The 16,316-nt window shown below is 68.3% G+C and carries 16 protein-coding genes; 10 read left to right on the plus strand and 6 right to left on the minus strand.

Features of this window, described 5'->3' with window-relative positions; translation table 11 throughout:
* The first annotated feature begins 38 nt into the window (after positions 1-38).
* The 3 genes from QOL16_RS03100 to QOL16_RS03110 all read left to right on the plus strand — a co-directional run bounded on the left by QOL16_RS03100 (position 39) and on the right by QOL16_RS03110 (position 2,330).
* The gene (locus QOL16_RS03100; protein WP_171898736.1) at positions 39-209 is read left to right on the plus strand and encodes a hypothetical protein; all 171 of its coding nucleotides are present in this window, start codon (positions 39-41) and stop codon (positions 207-209) included.
* A gap of 265 nt (positions 210-474) precedes the next feature.
* Positions 475-1,770: an adenylosuccinate synthase gene (locus QOL16_RS03105; protein ID WP_065961336.1), complete on the plus strand. Its 1,296-nt coding sequence runs from the start codon at positions 475-477 to the stop codon at positions 1,768-1,770.
* 2 nt (positions 1,771-1,772) lie between these two features.
* On the plus strand, positions 1,773-2,330 hold the full coding sequence (locus tag QOL16_RS03110; protein WP_071285201.1) for a hypothetical protein: 558 nt from the start codon (positions 1,773-1,775) through the stop codon (positions 2,328-2,330).
* Positions 2,331-2,435: 105 nt separating this feature from the next.
* Here QOL16_RS03110 and QOL16_RS03115 read toward each other — a convergent pair whose 3' ends face one another.
* Together QOL16_RS03115 and QOL16_RS03120 are read right to left on the minus strand one after the other, a co-directional pair.
* The gene (locus tag QOL16_RS03115) at positions 2,436-3,437 is read right to left on the minus strand and encodes a nuclease-related domain-containing protein (RefSeq protein WP_139266496.1); all 1,002 of its coding nucleotides are present in this window, start codon (positions 3,435-3,437) and stop codon (positions 2,436-2,438) included.
* Positions 3,438-3,603: 166 nt separating this feature from the next.
* Entirely contained in the window at positions 3,604-4,323 is a 720-nt protein-coding gene (locus QOL16_RS03120; RefSeq protein ID WP_071249504.1) for a CPBP family intramembrane glutamic endopeptidase, read from the minus strand.
* Between the two features lie 154 nt (positions 4,324-4,477).
* Here QOL16_RS03120 and QOL16_RS03125 point away from each other — a divergent pair, with 154 nt between their 5' ends.
* From QOL16_RS03125 to QOL16_RS03150, 6 genes are read left to right on the plus strand one after another with little or no spacing between them, the layout of a single operon-like run.
* Positions 4,478-5,926, plus strand: coding sequence for a polysaccharide biosynthesis tyrosine autokinase (locus tag QOL16_RS03125; RefSeq protein WP_071285197.1), 1,449 nt, complete (start codon positions 4,478-4,480; stop codon positions 5,924-5,926).
* A 16-nt stretch (positions 5,927-5,942) separates the two neighbouring features.
* Positions 5,943-6,914 (plus strand): hypothetical protein, encoded by a 972-nt coding sequence (locus tag QOL16_RS03130; RefSeq protein WP_071285195.1) that lies wholly within the window; start codon positions 5,943-5,945, stop codon positions 6,912-6,914.
* Positions 6,908-8,371: a sugar transferase gene (locus QOL16_RS03135; RefSeq protein WP_071285236.1), complete on the plus strand. Its 1,464-nt coding sequence runs from the start codon at positions 6,908-6,910 to the stop codon at positions 8,369-8,371. Before QOL16_RS03130 ends, QOL16_RS03135 begins: the two co-directional genes overlap by 7 nt.
* A complete protein-coding gene (locus QOL16_RS03140; protein WP_071285193.1) occupies positions 8,371-9,441 on the plus strand; it encodes a hypothetical protein in 1,071 nt (356 codons plus the stop codon). The genes QOL16_RS03135 and QOL16_RS03140 overlap by 1 nt, the downstream gene beginning before the upstream one ends.
* Positions 9,442-9,470: 29 nt before the next feature.
* Positions 9,471-10,667, plus strand: coding sequence for a polysaccharide biosynthesis C-terminal domain-containing protein (locus QOL16_RS03145; RefSeq protein WP_139266495.1), 1,197 nt, complete (start codon positions 9,471-9,473; stop codon positions 10,665-10,667).
* Positions 10,664-11,410 carry a hypothetical protein gene (locus QOL16_RS03150; protein ID WP_139266494.1) on the plus strand — a complete coding sequence of 249 codons (747 nt, stop codon included), beginning with the start codon at positions 10,664-10,666 and terminating at the stop codon, positions 11,408-11,410. Before QOL16_RS03145 ends, QOL16_RS03150 begins: the two co-directional genes overlap by 4 nt.
* Here QOL16_RS03150 and QOL16_RS03155 read toward each other — a convergent pair.
* Entirely contained in the window at positions 11,300-12,769 is a 1,470-nt protein-coding gene (locus QOL16_RS03155; RefSeq protein ID WP_139266493.1) for a hypothetical protein, read from the minus strand. The two genes, QOL16_RS03150 and QOL16_RS03155, sit on opposite strands and share 111 nt — an antisense overlap.
* Positions 12,770-12,841: 72 nt before the next feature.
* Between QOL16_RS03155 and QOL16_RS03160 the strand changes: the two genes are divergently transcribed.
* Positions 12,842-13,462, plus strand: a complete 621-nt coding sequence (locus QOL16_RS03160; protein WP_071285188.1) for a DapH/DapD/GlmU-related protein — start codon at positions 12,842-12,844, stop codon at positions 13,460-13,462.
* On the opposite strand, the gene QOL16_RS03165 is transcribed toward QOL16_RS03160, so the two are convergent.
* The 3 genes from QOL16_RS03165 to QOL16_RS03175 all read right to left on the minus strand — a co-directional run bounded on the left by QOL16_RS03165 (position 13,449) and on the right by QOL16_RS03175 (position 16,255).
* Positions 13,449-14,519, minus strand: coding sequence for a glycosyltransferase (locus QOL16_RS03165; protein ID WP_175473134.1), 1,071 nt, complete (start codon positions 14,517-14,519; stop codon positions 13,449-13,451). The genes QOL16_RS03160 and QOL16_RS03165 overlap by 14 nt on opposite strands.
* 85 nt (positions 14,520-14,604) lie before the next feature.
* On the minus strand, positions 14,605-15,696 hold the full coding sequence (locus tag QOL16_RS03170) for a glycosyltransferase (protein ID WP_175473133.1): 1,092 nt from the start codon (positions 15,694-15,696) through the stop codon (positions 14,605-14,607).
* 19 nt (positions 15,697-15,715) lie between these two features.
* Complete coding sequence (locus QOL16_RS03175) at positions 15,716-16,255, minus strand: acetyltransferase (RefSeq protein WP_254780313.1); 540 nt, start codon at positions 16,253-16,255, stop codon at positions 15,716-15,718.
* Between the last annotated feature and the right edge of the window lie 61 nt (positions 16,256-16,316).

The raw sequence follows: 16,316 nt of genomic DNA on the forward strand, positions 1-16,316 counted from the left end.
AGTTAGACAAACTAGACAATCGGTGACACGCTGCAGGCATGCGAACGCAGAACAGCCTGATGCAGCTCCGGGCGAACCCGATGGAGTGGCGTCGTCGCGGCCTCACGCCGCCGGACGTCATCCAGGCGATGATCGAGGAACGCCTCGCCGAGCCGGGTCACTCCCAGCCGGTCGGCGACCCGTCCTACCAGGACTTCTTCCGCATCTGAGCGCGGAACGTCACCCCACGACGGACGGGAGGCGCGGTGCCGGCTGGCACCGCGCCTCCCGTCCGTCCGTGGTCGGGCCGGACCCGCGTGGTCGCCGTGACCGCCCGGGTCCCGGCCCTGGCCGGGACGAGTCCCCGATATCGTCGGTGCGGTGCGGCCGTGCTCTCCACAGGCGGGTGACGCGGAGGTGACCAGTCGATAGACTCGGGTGGACCACCGGCCCAGCCCGCCGGTGCGGTCCTCCGCCAACGTGAGGAGAACCTCCATGCCCGCAGCAGTCATCATCGGTGCCCAGTGGGGTGACGAGGGCAAGGGGAAGGCAACAGACCTCCTCGGCTCCCGCATCGACTACGTCGTGAAGTTCAACGGCGGCAACAACGCCGGGCACACGGTCGTCGTCGGCGGCGAGAAGTACGCCCTGCACCTGCTGCCCTCGGGCATCCTCACGCCCGGCGTCACCCCGGTCATCGGCAACGGCGTCGTCGTCGACATCGAGGTGCTGTTCCAGGAGCTCGACGCGCTCAAGGCCCGCGGGGTCGACGTCTCGAAGCTCCGCGTCTCGGCGAACGCGCACGTCATCACGCACTACCACCGCACGATCGACAAGGTGACCGAGCGCTTCCTCGGCAAGCGTCAGATCGGCACGACCGGTCGCGGCATCGGGCCGACCTACGCCGACAAGATCAACCGCGTCGGCATCCGCATCCAGGACATCTTCGACGAGAACATCCTGCGCCAGAAGGTCGAAGCGGCCCTCGACCAGAAGAACCACCTACTCGTCAAGGTCTTCAACCGTCGCGCGATCGACGCCGAAGAGGTCGTCGAGTCGCTGCTGTCGTACGCCGACCGCCTGCGCCCGATGGTCGCCGACACCGCGCTCGAGATCCACCAGGCGCTCGAGCGGGGCGAGACCGTCCTGTTCGAGGCCGGCCAGGCCACCATGCTCGACGTCGACCACGGCACCTACCCGTTCGTGACCTCGTCGTCCGCGACCGCCGGCGGTGCCGCGACCGGTTCCGGCATCGGCCCGGGCAAGCTCGAGCGGATCATCGGCATCGTCAAGGCGTACACGACCCGCGTCGGCGCCGGTCCGTTCCCGACCGAGCTGTTCGACGAGTCGGGGGAGTTCCTCCGCGCGAACGGCTTCGAGTTCGGCACCACGACCGGTCGTCCCCGTCGCTGCGGCTGGTACGACGCCCCGATCGCCCGGTACACGGCGCGCATCAACGGCGTGACCGACTTCGTGCTCACCAAGCTCGACGTCCTGACCGGCCTCGAGACCATCCCCGTGTGCGTCGCGTACGAGGTCGACGGGCAGCGCGTGGACGAGGTCCCGGTCAACCAGTCCGACTTCCACCACGCGAAGCCGATCTACCAGGACTTCCCCGGCTGGTCCGAGGACATCACGGGCGCCCGCTCGTTCGACGACCTGCCGAAGAACGCGCAGGACTACGTGCTCGCGGTCGAGGCGATGTCGGGTGCCCGCATCTCGGCGATCGGCGTCGGCCCGGGCCGTGACGCGATCGTCGTGCGGCACGACCTGCTCGGGGCGGCGCTCTGACGATGCGGATCCTGTTCGTCTGCAGCGGCAACATCTGCCGGTCCCCGCTCGGCGCCCAGGTGCTGACCGCTCGGCTCGGCCCGGACGCCCACGCGTTCACGGTCGAGTCGGCGGGCACGATCGCCGACGACGGTGCCGCGATGGACGGTCCCGCCGCGGCGCAGTCCGCGCGGCTCGGCGGCGACCCGTCGACGCACCGCTCGCGCTACCTGACCGAGCAGATCGCGGCGTCGGCGGACCTCGTGCTGACGGCCGAGCGGTCGCACCGTGCCGCCGTGGTGTCGCTCGCGCCCCGGACGGCCAAGCGGGCCTTCACGATCAAGCAGTTCGCCCGCGTGCTCGACGGGCTCGAGCCGGGCGACCTCGCCGGGATCGAGCCCGCGCAGGACCTGGTCGACCGGATCGCCCGGCTGCGGGGGACCGTCCCGCCGCCGGCCGACCCCGCGGACGACGACGTCGACGACCCCTACCGGCGGTCCGACTCGACGCACGTGCGGGTCGCGGACGAGATCGACTCCGCACTCGCGCCGATCGCGGACGCCCTGCGCGCACTGCGCTGAGCCGGTCCGCCCTCCGGACGACACGACGCCCCCGCTGCACTGCAGCGGGGGCGTCGTCGTGTGCGGGGGCGCGCGGATCGTGTGCCGGGGTGGCCCGGGCCGTGCTCAGTCGCGCAGCTCGGGCAGCCGGTAGGTGCCGAGCGTCACCGTGTGGGCACCCTGCCCGAGCAGCTTCCGCACGACGGCGTCGGTGCGGGCCCGGTTCGGCACGGCGTTCCGGCGCACCAGGGTCGTGACGAGGTTCTGCAGCTCGGTGGCGTCGGTCACGATCGCGGTCGAGGCACCGCCGCTGCCGGTCTCGCTCTCCCCGCGGTCCTCGGCCTGGACGTACGCGGCGGCGTCGCCGGAGTAGAACACGGCCGAGTGCACCCACGAGGGGCCGCCGCCGTCCTCGTCACTCAGGAAGTGCTTGAGCCGGCGGGCCTGCTGCCGGACCTGTCGCGCGGGCGAGGCGCCGCCGGCCTGCACGCGCACCTGCCACCAGTGCTCGACCTCGTCGGCGTGGTCGAGCACCCGGCGGCTGCGCACCTGCACCGCGAAGGAGCCGGTCAGCGAGGACTCGTCGAGCAGGTTCCGGAAGGCGTGGTGCACGGTGCTCGGCTTGCGGCCGTCGAACACGATGCCGTTCCACCGCTTGTTCTCGACGACGAGCACGTGGCCCGACTCGAGCACCAGCACGTGGTCGAGCTGGGCGACGAAGCTGCGGCTCCGGTCGCGCTCGGCGCGGGCGACGGGGGCGAAGACGACGTTGGTGAACAGGGCGCCGTTCACCCCGACCGCACGGCAGACCTCGTGGATGGTGCGCTGCGAGGCCTCCTCCCACCGCATGCCGCGGCGGGCGAGGTCGCGGCTCTGCTCGGCGTCGGCAAGGGCCTGCTGGCGTGCGACGTCGGCGGCGGCGAGCTGGCGGACGTGCTCGGCCTCGGCCGCGGCGGTGCGCTCGCGGTGCTCCCGCTCGAGCGTGCCGGTCTGGTGGTCACGGAGCCGTTCGGCGTCGGCGAGGGCGGCACGGGCCGAGGACTGGTTCCGCCGCAGGACGATCACCAGGAGGACCACGACGACCGCGAGCCCCCCGGCGACCAACCACGGCACGAGCTCGCTGGTCATGGTGCAACCCCACCACACCCGGGGACGGGGGAGCGGACCGGCGGCGGCGAGTCGAGCCAGCGGCGGCGGGTCGGGCCCTCGGCCGAGCAGGTCGAGCACGTCCAGCCGGCCACGCCGGTGGCAGCGGCGCCGCCGACGCTGCCCGGTCGACTCCCGGAGGAGCCGCTCAGCGCGGCCAGGTCGCGACGACCGCCACGGCGTTGAACAGCACGTGCGCGACGACCGCCGCACCGATCCGGTTCGTCATCGCGACGAGGGTGCCGGTCAGCAGCCCGAGCACGAACGTCGTGACGAACACCTGGAACCCGGCGATCGTGGTCGTCGCGGCGCCGAGGAACAGGTGGGACAGGGCGAACAGGAACGCCGTCAGCACGACCGCGAGCCACTGCGTGCGCGGTGTCAGCTCGGCCGCCAGGGTCCGCTGGAACAGCCCGCGGAAGAACGTCTCCTCGATGACCGGGCTCACGATCACGATGCCGACGGCAGAGACGACGAGCAGCCCCACGTCCGGTGCCCCGAGCGACGGTGCCGGGGTCAGTCCGGTGGTCCCGGTCAGGGCGATCGCGAGCACGACGTCGACCACCCGCGCGAGGATCACGATCCCGAGCGCGAACACCAGGTCGCCGAGCTCGATCCGGAACCGGCCGAGCGTGCCCTTGCCCGTCCGTGCGATCACCCACACCGCGCCGAGCACGAGCGGCACCCACACCGACAGGTTGCCTGCGAGGACCTGCAGCGCGGGCGGCTGGATGGCCCCGCGGAGGGTCAGGCTGCTCACGATCCGGGCGAGCACGACGGCCACCACGAGGGCGACCAGCAGGGCGACGAGGTCCCGCTGCCGGGCGGTCGAGGGCTCGGTGGTGTCCGCGTCCGGCTGCGTCGTCATGGGGCGAGCGTAGAGGACGGTCGAGTCACTTCCGCCACAACAGGCGAGTAGGCCTCATCCGTGTGGCACTATTTACAAGCCGACTGCTGGGAGAACCCCTGCAGACCCTGTGTCGGGACCACAGGAACGGTCAGGATCGGGGAAGGCGGGCCGCGTGGAACTGCGCGACTACATCACAGTGCTGCGCAAGGGATGGGTGCTGATCGTCGTGCTCGCCCTCGTGGGTGTCGCCGCGGCGGCCGGGTTCTCCCTGCTCAAGAAGCCCGTGTACTCGGCGAGTGCGCAGGTGTTCGTCTCGACCGAGACCTCGGGCAGTGCGAGCGACCTGGCGCAGGGCAACACGTTCACGCAGCAGCGCGTGCTGACCTACTCGAACCTGGTGCAGACGCCCATCGTGCTCCTGCCGGTCATCTCGTCGCTCCGGCTCGACATGAACGCCGACCAGCTCGCGTCGATGGTCTCGGCGACGGCGCCGACGAGCACCACGCTCATCTCGATCACCGTGACCGACACGAACCCGGTGCAGGCCACCGAGATCGCGAACGCCGTCTCGGCGAGCCTGACCAACGTCGTGCAGGACATCGAGTCCACCGACGCGAACGGCAAGGGCACCGTCAAGCTGACCCGGGTGAAGCAGGCCGACGTGCCGCTCGCGCCGATCAGCCCCAACGTCCCCGTGAACATCGCCCTCGGCCTGCTCGTCGGGCTCGCGCTCGGCGTCGGCATCGCGGTCCTGCGCGAGACCCTCGACAACCGCGTCCGCACCGAGGTCGACGTCGAGAAGATCAGCGACAAGCCCGTCGTCGGCGGCATCGCGTTCGACGGCAAGGCCGCCGAGCGACCCCTCATCGTGCAGGTCGACCCGCGCAGCCCGCGCGCCGAGTCCTTCCGCACGCTCCGCACGAACCTGCAGTTCCTCGACCTCGGCACCGGCTCGCGCACCTTCGTGATGACCTCGTCGATGCAGTCCGAGGGCAAGAGCACCACCGTCGCGAACCTGGCGATCGCGCTCGACAGCGCCGGCTTCCGCGTCATCCTCATCGACGCCGACCTGCGCCGCCCGCGCGTCGGCGAGTACATGGACGTCGACGGCTCCGCCGGCCTGACCGACGTGCTCATCGGCCGCGCCACGCTCGAGGACGTCGCGCACCCCTGGGGTCGCGGCAACCTCGTCGTCCTGCCCGCCGGGCAGATCCCGCCGAACCCGTCGGAGCTCCTCGGTTCGAAGGCGATGGAGGAGCTCATCGCGACGCTGGAGCAGCAGTTCGACTACGTGCTGTTCGACGCCCCGCCCCTGCTGCCCGTCACCGACGCCGCGATCCTGTCGAAGAAGGCGTCCGGCGCCATCCTCGCGGTCGCGTCCGGCAAGACGCACAAGGGCCAGCTCGCCGCCGCGGTCGCGTCGCTCGAGAACGTCGGCGCGCCGATCGCCGGCTTCGTCATCACGATGATGCCGGTCCGTGGCCCGGGGGCCTACGGCTACGGGCGCTACGGCTACGGCTACGGGTACGGCCTCGACGACGAGCAGCCGTCGCAGCCGTCCGCGAAGCCGCCGAAGAAGGCCCGCGGGAAGCTCGGCACGCTGCGCCGCGCCGACCGCTGAGACGGGGGACGACGACATGGCTCGTGACCGGGGGACCCGAAGCCTCGGCGGTGCACTGCGACGGAACACGCTGATCGGCGTCGCCGTCGTGATCGTCGCGCTGGTCGTCATCGACGTGGTGCTCGTCGCGCTCGCGCTCGGCCGCACCGACCCCGCCACCACGGGGACGCCCCGTCCGGCGCCCACCTACTCGAGCGAGCCCTCCGACGACGCGACGGCGACACCGTCGCCGACGCCGTCGGCCTCCGCGACGCCGGGCGCGGGCGGCACCGCGCAGGGTGCGTCGAGCATCCCGGCCCGCCACCTGCTGTCCGCCGTCGACGGCCGGGAGGCATGGCGCGCCTCCAGTGCGTCGTGTTCCGCTGCGGACGTGGTGCTGGAGCACACCGTCGACGCGGGGACCACCTGGCAACCCGTCGCGCTCGGCCCGGACGTGCGTGCCCTGTGGGGCATGCGCGCCACGACCAGCGGACTGTCGATCCTCGCCGCCGTCGGCGACGGATGCACGCCGACCGAACGCACCAGCGTCGACGACGGCGCGACCTGGAAGGCGGCCACCGCCGGCGCCGCCGGCGCCGCGATCACGCCCGACGGCCTGCTGCTCAACGGCGTCGCGGTCCCGGCGCCCTGCGCGGAGCCGCTCGACGCGTTCCAGGGCGTCCGCTCGGCGATCGTCGTCTGCGACACCACCGTGCAGTGGCGTGCTGGGACCGGCTCGTGGGTGTCGGTGCCGCTCGCGGGTGTCCGCGGGGTCGCCGTGAACGACGCCTCGTACACGCTCGCCCGCGTCGGTGTGCCGGAGTGCCAGGGCGTGCAGATCGCGACCATGAGCGCCGTCGGCGTGACGCCTGCGACCACCGCCAAGGCCGTCGGCTGCGAGCCGGCGGACGACGGCGCGCAGATCGCGATCGACCGTGCGGGCGTCAACGTGTGGACGTGGGTGGGGGACGCGGTCGCGGTGTCGACCGACGGGGGCGCGACGTGGTGAGTGTCGTCGAGCGGACTGCCGTCCGGCGCGACGGCTGGGAGGCCACCTACTCGCGGCGGCTCGTCATCACGGACGTGCTCGCCCTCGTCTGGGTCGTGTTCGGTGTGCAGATCGCATGGTTTGGCTTCGACAGTCGGCGGGTCGCGGGAAGTCCCGCAGACCTTGCTCTCGGCTACACGACCGTGTCAGTGGTCCTCATCGCCGCATGGCTCGTCGTCCTGGCGCTCTACGACACCAGGGACCCACGCTACGTCGGGACGGGGGCGGGCGAGTACCGCCGCATCGTCGACTCCGCCATCCGCCTGTTCGCGTTGGTCGCGATCATCGCGTACGCCTTCAAGCTCGACATCGCGCGCGGCTACATCTTCATCGCCTTCCCTCTCGGTGTCCTGCTGCTCGTCCTGACCCGGTGGATGTGGCGGCAGTGGCTGAACGCACAGCGGCGCAGCGGGCGGTACTCGGCGCACGTGATGCTGGTCGGGTCGACCGCGTCGGTCGAGCACATCGCGCGTGAGCTCCTGCGGCACCCCGAGGAGGGGTACCGCGTCGTCGGAGCGTGCGTGCCCTCCGGCGCGGTCGGTTCGGCGCTGGGTTCGACGGGGGTCCCGATCCTCGGTCGCATTCCCGACGCGGTCGTCGCACTGCGGAGCATCGGCGCGGACACCGTCGCCGTGACGAGCTCCGACGATCTCGGCGCACAAGCAGTGCGGGAGTTGAGCTGGGAACTCGAGGGCGGCCGGGAACACCTGATCGTCGCGCCGAGCCTCACCGAGGTGAACGGCCCGCGCATCCACACCCGTCCGGTCGCCGGCCTCCCGCTGATCCACGTCGAGATGCCGCGCTACGACGGCTCCGCCCTCTTCGCCAAGCGCGCGTTCGACATCGTGGGCTCTGCCGCCCTCATCGTCGCTCTCTCCCCGCTCCTCATCGTGCTCGCCCTCGTGGTCAAACTGACGAGTGCCGGGCCGGTGCTCTACAAGCAGGAACGGATCGGGTTGAACGGCGTGCCCTTCGACATGCTCAAGTTCCGCTCGATGCGCGTCAACGCCGACGCAGAGCTCGCGGCGCTGCTCGCAGCGCAAGGCAAGGGCGACACCCCGCTCTTCAAGCTCGACAACGATCCGCGCATCACCCCGATCGGACACTTCTTGCGGAAGCACTCGCTCGACGAGTTCCCGCAGCTGTTCAACGTGTTCTTCGGAACGATGAGTCTCGTGGGTCCCCGCCCCCAGCGCGAGGGCGAAGTGGCGCTCTACGACGCCGCGGCGCAGCGACGACTCCTCCTCAAGCCCGGCATGAGCGGCCTGTGGCAGGTGGGCGGGCGCTCGTCACTCGGCTGGGAGGACGCCCTCCGGCTGGATCTGTACTACGTGGAGAACTGGTCGATCACGAGCGATCTCGTGATCCTCTGGCGAACCATCCGTGCGGTACTGTCGCCGGGGAACGAGGCTCATTGATGGCAAAGGACCGCGTGCTGATCGTCGAACAGAACTCGACCGGTCACAGGCTTTTCTACGCGCGACTACTGGCCCAGGCCGCCCTCGATCGCGGGGCGGCAGTCATCCTGCTCCTGCACAGCGACGGTGACTCGCGTGCTGAGGCTGTCCACCTCGCTCCTCTCCTCGGGCGCGTCGACGTCCTGCGGGAACCGCGCATGGGCCTGACCGAAGTCTCGGCTTTGTCGATCCGAGTTCGGGCGACGCGGACGGTCGTTCCAGATGGTGATCGTTTCGCCCTCGAACTGGCTCGAAGGCGGTCTTGGGCCGGCTTCGGGAGGATCAGCCTGCTCATCATGCGGGAACACGCTCAACCGCGTGGCGATGGCGGAGCCGCCCGAGCGATCGCCCGGGTGAAGTCAGGAGTGCGAACTCTTGCCTTCCGAAGAGTCAACGGGATGAGCGGAGTCGATCTGCGCGTGTTGAAGTCCGCGGGTTGGTCCGGCGAATCACGTTTCGCCCCAGCCGTCGACCCAGTGCGCGTCAGCACTCAGGCGAGCCAGGTCGCAGAGTTCCGCGGTGCGCACGGCCTGCGCCAGGACCGCTACTGGTTCGCGGTGTTGGGTGCGATTTCCGGGCGCAAGAACCTGGACGTCATCCTCGGCGGATTGCAGCAGGTCGAAGCGCCTTGGAGCCTCCTGGTCGCAGGGATCATCGACACGGATGTCTCGAACGACGTGCGGACCGGTCTCCGCCAGCTCGAGAAGACCGGATCCGCAGTCGTCATCGATCGGTTGCTCTCCGATGAGGAACTCGACGCCGCGGTGGGGGCCGCGGACTGCGTTGTGTTGGCACACTCCAACGAAGGTCCGAGCGGCTTGCTCGGCAAGGCAGCCGCGGTCGGGACACGCGTGGTCGCGGCGGGAGCGATCAGCTTGCAGAGGGATCTCGCAGCTCTGCAAGGGCTCGGCGAGTGGACAGACCTTTCAGTGGGGTCGCTCGGGCACAGCCTTTCTCGAGCAACAACGCTCCCAGCTCCGGTGCCGGTGCTGCGCACTGGCAGCGACGGCTTCACCGACGCGCTGCTGTGAGGAAGCTCTTGCGCGGGAGCGAACGGCCGATGGCACACCAAGCGCTCCTGCTCGCTGCCGCGACGGGCGGATCACAGGTGCTCGTCGCGGTGCTCTACCTCCTCGCCGCTCGAGGCGTCACCCCTTCAGAATTCGGCTCGACGGTCGCCGGTATCGCACTGGGTACGGCGGCCGCGGGGTTCATCGACTTCGGCACCAACAACCACTGGACTCGCGAGCTCGCGAGAGGAACACTCGCTCTTGATGAGTTCAACGGTCGGCTCCTTTCGAAGATAGTCATAGCGCTCCTGGCAGCCGCGGTGTGGTGCGGAGCAACACTGCTCTTGGTCCCCGGGTCGCTCATCTGGATCGCCGGCCCGATCGCGGTCGCCCTCGTCGCGAATCAGGCCTGTCAAGTGCAGCTGCGCAGCGCGGCTCGCGGCGACTTGGTCGCCCTGGTGATCGTCGCCGATCGCGTTTTCGCCTCGGTGATCTTCTTCGTCTTGCTCGCGGTCAGCGTGTCGACCCCGACGGCCCTGTGGATATCCCTCTCGGTCGGCTCGATCGGCGCTGCGATCCTCGGGCGGCGGCTCTCGCAGCACGGAGGCCGAACTGCACGGGTACGTTTCCGATTCCCGTGGCGAGGAGCGCATTACTTCGGGCTCACTGTCGTGGCAACGAGTTCCCAGGCCCTCGACCTGACGTTGCTCTCCTCAGTCGCAGGCAGCGCTGCCGCGGGTGTGTACGGAGCCGTGAGTCGCTGGACGCAGCCGATGAGTCTGTTGGCTGCAGCTTTCTCGTCCGCACTCGCGCCCTACGCTGCGAGGAGCGCGGACCTGCGCGCTACGTGGCTTGAGGTGAGGCGAGCGATCTGGATGCCTGCTGCGGCGATAGTGCTCGCGCTCGCGGTGTTCTTCGCCGCGCCGGCTGTTGTGGACCTCCTGCTCGGCGGTTCCTACTCGGGGTCAGCCGCAGTTCTTCAGGTGCTTGCCCTCGTCGTCATCCCCTCCATCATCTGCCAGCCATTGGTCGTGGTGCTCCAAGCGATGCACCGCGACCGGTTCGTCGCCGTGGTCATGCTGATCGCCGCGCTCGGACAGCTCACGCTCGTCGCGGTCCTGGCACGTGGCGCGGGGGCGCTCGGCGCTGCGACCGCCGCTCTCGTCGCCCAATTGTTCATTTTCATTGCCCTCGGCGTCGGCGTCTTCCGCTTGCGGGCGAGACAGTCCTCAGGGGTTCCGAAATGACCAGTACCGTGCTGTTGACCGCCGCTGTGACGCCGAACACGCAGTTGCACGTGGCGCAGAGTGATCCGGCGGTACGGCTGGAGCAGTACAAGATCGCAATTGCGCGATGGGTGGACCTGGTTCGGTCCTCGAAGGCCGAACTGGTCGTCGTCGAGACGAGTGGAGTGGACCCCGATGAGATCTTGACGCTGGTACCCGGACCATTGCGGCCGGGGGTTCGCGTCATGACGTACCAGGCTCCTCCGCCGATCAACGACGTCGGCAAGGGCCCGATGGAAGTCGATGCGATCAGGCGGGGGCTCGCAGCAGTTGCGCTGGAATGCGGAGAGGATCGAACGGTCTACAAGGCGACGGGACGCCTCGTGCTCGCGAACGCAGCAAGGCTCGTCCGGCGCCTTGAACCGCATGAAGTGGCGGTTCGCATGACGGTGGACCGGAGCTTCGCAGACACGCGTTTCCTCGGCGCCTCGGTCGCAGTGTGGCGCGATGTTCTGCTTGCCGATGTGGGCCACATCGACGAGCGGGCGGGAGTGTTCCTCGAGCACGTCGTGGCGGGCTCCGTCGCTCGTGCGTCAGCGATCGGTGTTGTGGACATCGCTCGATTCCCCGAGCGGCCGGTGTTCGCGGGACAGTCAGGCTCTACCGGGAAGGTCTACGACGGGCGCGCGGTCCGCGTTGCCGAGGGCCTCCGTCGGCGCGGCGAGAGTCTGCTGGCTTCCTTCGCTGGTCGCAAGCAGGTCTGAGACGTCCCTGCGTTGGGCGCGCATAGCTGACCCGACGAGCAGGACCGCCAGCGCGATGGTGATGCCGAAGCCCTTGTCCTCGAGAGTCGCGCCGAACGGGAGAAGCGCGAGCAAGATCGCGGCACAGCCACGAACGGCGGTGTTCTCGAGGAGCCAGTTGGAGCTGCGGCCGCGTCGGATCAGCGGTACGAAGATGGACACCAAGCAGGTCGCGAGTACCAGACAGCCAACAATGCCGAACTTCGCCAGGTACACCAGAGGGCTGTCCACCGAGAAGTCAGATCCGAGGACACCGGTGGTGGGGTTCACGAACGCCCAACCCTCGCCGCGGCCGAGCAGCAAGTGTTGTTGCCAGATCTGTAAGCAGTACTCATAGGCGCGCCCGCGAATAGCGCCCGACTGGTCCGAACCGACGCCGTTCTGAATCGTTGACCAGATGCTCGTGAGGCGTTGCGTCAGGAAGTCTTCGTTCGTGAAGAACGACGCCGTGATCGGGATAGCGGCCGCCACCGCCGCGACACCTATCCCAGCTCCAGCCAGGACACGACGTACCGGTGCACGCATCTTCACACGGGAGCCGACGATCCCGACGAGTACCGCTCCGAAGACGACTCCGGTACGAGTCCCGGTGACCAGGATCGCCAGTACGAAGACCACTCCGAGCAGCAGCCAGAGCCACCGGAGCCTGGTGCCGGCAAGCGCGAGCGTGAACGCGAGGGCGACGGCCAGGGTCAGAGCGGTGAGCGATGAGAGCAGAGTGGCGTCACCATCTGTGTCCGCCGCACCGACGAGCCCTCGTGCAGAGATCCAGCGAGAGGCAAAGCTGAAGGCAGCGACGGTTCCGACGGCGATGACGAGGCCCCGGGCCAGGCGGGTAGACGTCGAGCTGACAGCGTCCATCGCGATGATGACCGCGCATCCGATCAGCACGTAGGTTGCTCCGTCCCTGAGCCAGTTCTCGACGCTCACGCCCCGAACTCCGACGGAGTAAGGCAGAACGAAGAGGAGCTGCCAGAGGATGATGCCGAGGCCGCCGAGATAGGCAGGTTTCAGGTTGTGGATCACGGGGTCGTGGCTGATCCGCCGCAATCTCGCGAGACTCACCAACACCGACAGTGCGACTACCGCGAAGTAGAAGACCTTCGGCGTGCTCAGTCCCGATGAAGTCTGGAACACGAGGAACGCCCCGAGCATGAAGAAGGCCGCTCGCGCCCAAGAGAAGCGGACAACGAGAACCAGCGCTAGCGCAGCGGGCAGCACGAGGATTGCTCGTGGACTGATCGTGACAGCTGCAGCCAGGACTGCGGTGAGCGGCACACCGATCAGGAGCGCGATTCCTCGACGACGGTCCCCCTGCACCTCCCTACTCTAGCTCGACCGGGTGCCCCCGTGGCTAGCGGCTCCTACGTCTAAGTTCGGTGCATGCGGAGAATGCTCGACTTGTTGTTCGGAGAGTTCCGAATCTCGTGGTTCGGCACGCTCCGTCATCTCGTCCGAGGGCGTCGTGTGTTGGTCGGTCGTCGTTTCCGGGTCGTCGGCGTGCCACAACTCCTGGGGTCCGCGTCTCGTCTCACCTTGGGCACGCTGTCATACGGATTTGCTTCGTCCGCGGACCGCGGCATCTTGCGCCTTCGCGGGACCATGCGAGTCGAGGGGCACGTCGCGATCGGCGTCGGGGCGAGGTTCGACATCGGTCCAGGCGCAGTGCTCGAGGTCGGGCGCGACTCGTATTTCTCTCCCTACACGAAGGTGATCGTTTCTGAACGCCTCACCGTCGGTCGCAACTGCGCCATCGGGTGGAACGTTCAGATCCTGGACGACGATCAGCACCTCTTCGAGAGCCGCGATGGCTCGGCGGTGCGCTCTCGACCCATCGTGATCGGCGATTCGGTCTGGATCGGAAGCGGCGCGATGATCTTCAAGGGCGTGCACATCGCAGATGGCTGCGTGGTCGCCGGGGGCTCGGTCGTCACGCGCAGCGTGACTGAGCCGCGCAGCTTGATCGCAGGTAATCCTGCTCGTGTGGTGCGCGGCGACGTCAGCTGGACGTGAACAGAGCCCTGGGTCGCCCCTCAGACAGTGCTTGAAGGAATACGTCTGCGAAGGCATCGGGTGTGTGAGCTAGTACCTCAGGGTCACGGATCCGGCCGGTCCACTCCTCACGCGAGAGCGTCATCACTTCCGTCAGGTCGACTTCGTTCGGTTCGGTGATGTAGACGCCGCGCATCGTGGCGGTGGACGCAGCAACGCCGCTGTTCTTGCTCACCACCACGTGCATTCCTGCCGCGAGAGCCTCGTTGACGACGAGGCCCCACACTTCCTCGACCGAGGGGAGGACAAGCGTGTCCGAGAGAACCATGGCGTCGATCGTGTCGTCGTTGTCGAGGACCCCAGAGAAGATCACCTGGTGAGCGACCCCCAGTTGTTTCGCCGCGATCTCGAGCTCGGCGCGGAGCTCTCCGTCCCCGACGAATCGCAGGACGTCAGAGGGCTGTCTGATCGATGCGAAGGCGCGTAGCAGGACATCGGGCTGCTTCCTTTCGATCAACTGTCCGACGAAGAGGAAAGTGTGGCCGCCGTGTCCCGAGCGTTCCCGACAAGACCGCTCTGCCCGCGATGCGATCTTGCTGACATCGACAGCGTTGAAACCTCGGAAGATGCGGTTCGGGCTGACACCGAACGCGAGGAGCGCTTGCTCCGCAGCGATCCCTGGGACGACGATGCCGTCGAGCTGCCTCAGATACCAAGCGCGCGCCGCGGCCACGACCCCGCGGCGGAAGCGATTCGTGTGCAACGTCGATTCGTAGAAACCCACAGCACGTACTCGACCCAGCCGCGCCAAGAGGAGGAGTTGCCAGTAGGCAGGGGATTCCCAACCCCCGAGGAGCACGGCATCGGGACGGCGCCGCAGAAGAGGCCAAGGGTCGATGAGTGCGTAGAGGCTCGTTTCGCCGCGCCGGAACTTCAGCGTTCGGAGAGTGCGGTGGCGGACCGTTGTCAGCAGTTCCGTACGCCAGTCATTGCCCCTCCGCCCTTCGCGTCGACGCTGTTCGTCGCTCTCGAGCAGGGCGACGGTGAGGTCGGCTCTCGCGGACAACGCTTCCCACACGGGAACCCGATAGGGCGCGGCGATGTTCGTGACCCAGAGGATACGACGCGACACACGAGTTCTCGGCGGGATCAGCTCCGAGTGATCAGGCAACAACTGGGTACAGCCCTTCGAGCCGGTCGACAACTGCGCGAACAGAGAACCGTTCGGCGACAAGCTCTCGCGCATTGTGACCGGCGGCCTTGGTGCGAGTTTCGTCGGCCAGGAGATCCGCGAGAAGGCGCGTGAGGTCCTCCTCGGTGTCGAAGGTCCACCCTGCTCTCGCTGCGGTCACGAGTGGCGCCAACGCCGACGTGACGTGCAGGATCGGCGGCGTTCCGACGGACATGGCCTCGAGGATCGTCATGCCGAACGGTTCGTCATGTGCAGGTTGCACGAAGACGGCAGCTTCGTTCATGACTGTGGTCACTGCGTCAGGCTGGACCGGTCCGACCAGATGCACTCGCTCGCCTCCTGCACGACCCCGAAGGGCATGCCGTACATTCTGCAGGTCACCCTCGTCGGGCCCCGCGATCCGGAACGTTCCTGCAGGGTGATCGGCCGCCAGGTGCCCCGCGGCAGCTGCGAAGAGCGCGGCGCCTTTCCTCGGGTGGAGGCGCCCGAGGAAGAGCGCGCCCAGCCGATCGACGTCATCCGAAGTGCCGCTCGGATCCGGTACCCCGTTCTCGAGTATCAGGGCATTCGTCTGCCCGCGTGAGAGTCGCCGGATCTCGGTCTGCTCCTCATGTGTGAGGACGAATGCCGAGGTGGCGCCGGACACTGCGCGTCGTGTCATGAGGCGATCAATCAGGCCCGCCAGTCGTCGCTCAGACGCGTCGATCATGCCGTGAGTCTGAATCACGTAGGGCAGCCCACGACGACGAAGCTCGATCGCCACCGGCAAGGTGACGAGATCGCGGGCGAGATGGACGTGAAAGACCTCGTGACCGGTCAGACCCTTGGTCGCCATGCGGGTCAGGCCCGGTGCGACGAGCGCGGCGAAACCGAGCTTCGGTACGAGCGACCACGTCGGTGCGAGGACCACCGGGACGCCACCGAACTCTCGGGGGAGATCATCGAAGCCGGCGGCTCCGCCGTACACGCTGGAGTCCTGTCCTCTGCGGCGTTGTTCCGCGCACAGATCGAGAGCCACCTTGGTGGGGCCTCCGAAGCGACCGTCGGCAGACACGAGCGTCACGATGTGACGGACGGAGCGATCACGCAAAGCGCTGTCCGATGACTTCGGCCGGATTACCGACCGCGACTGCATTGTCCGGGACGAGACCCCGTACGACCGACATCGGCTGGATCAGGGCCGAACGCCCGATTCGAGCGCCACCCAGGACGACACAACGCGCCGTGACCCAGGCGCCGTCATCGATGCTGATCGGCTTGGTGATGAGTCCCATGTCTCGGCGATGGGCGTGGCTCCCGGTAGTGATGAAGCTGTCCTGAGAAACGACGACGTCCCGTCCGATCTTCACCGCGTCCTGGTTGTGGATCCAGACGCCCTCACCTATCCAACAATCGTTGCCGATCTCGAGCTTCCACGGAAAACGGACCCGCGTTCGTGGGCGGAAGATGACGCCGTCGCCGATCACCGCTCCGAAGGCCCGGAGGGCAGCGACCCGCAATCGAGAGCTGATCTGAAGCGGGTTCGTCACCAGGAACAGCTCGACCACGCCCCACAGGTAGACCCGCACTGCGGACCTGCCCCACGAGGAGCGTTCACCGGGTGCATCCTTCAGGTTGATCACACGTATCGGCTCAGCAGCAGGATCTTGGCGTGTCACGATTTTCCGATTCCCTGGGTCGGTG

This window comes from Curtobacterium sp. MCBA15_004 (assembly GCF_001865055.2).
GTDB lineage: Bacteria > Actinomycetota > Actinomycetes > Actinomycetales > Microbacteriaceae > Curtobacterium.

Bases quoted from the DNA above. Each gene is read 5' to 3' on its own strand.
- QOL16_RS03110 (WP_071285201.1), top strand. From the start codon at position 1,773: ATGCGGATCCTGTTCGTCTGCAGCGGCAACATCTGCCGGTCCCCGCTC.
- QOL16_RS03150 (WP_139266494.1), top strand. From the start codon at position 10,664: ATGACCAGTACCGTGCTGTTGACCGCCGCTGTGACGCCGAACACGCAG.
- QOL16_RS03105 (WP_065961336.1), top strand. From the start codon at position 475: ATGCCCGCAGCAGTCATCATCGGTGCCCAGTGGGGTGACGAGGGCAAG.
- QOL16_RS03145 (WP_139266495.1), top strand. From the start codon at position 9,471: ATGGCACACCAAGCGCTCCTGCTCGCTGCCGCGACGGGCGGATCACAG.
- QOL16_RS03115 (WP_139266496.1), bottom strand. From the start codon at position 3,437: ATGACCAGCGAGCTCGTGCCGTGGTTGGTCGCCGGGGGGCTCGCGGTC.
- QOL16_RS03120 (WP_071249504.1), bottom strand. From the start codon at position 4,323: ATGACGACGCAGCCGGACGCGGACACCACCGAGCCCTCGACCGCCCGG.
- QOL16_RS03130 (WP_071285195.1), top strand. From the start codon at position 5,943: ATGGCTCGTGACCGGGGGACCCGAAGCCTCGGCGGTGCACTGCGACGG.
- QOL16_RS03100 (WP_171898736.1), top strand. From the start codon at position 39: ATGCGAACGCAGAACAGCCTGATGCAGCTCCGGGCGAACCCGATGGAG.
- QOL16_RS03140 (WP_071285193.1), top strand. From the start codon at position 8,371: ATGGCAAAGGACCGCGTGCTGATCGTCGAACAGAACTCGACCGGTCAC.
- QOL16_RS03160 (WP_071285188.1), top strand. From the start codon at position 12,842: ATGCTCGACTTGTTGTTCGGAGAGTTCCGAATCTCGTGGTTCGGCACG.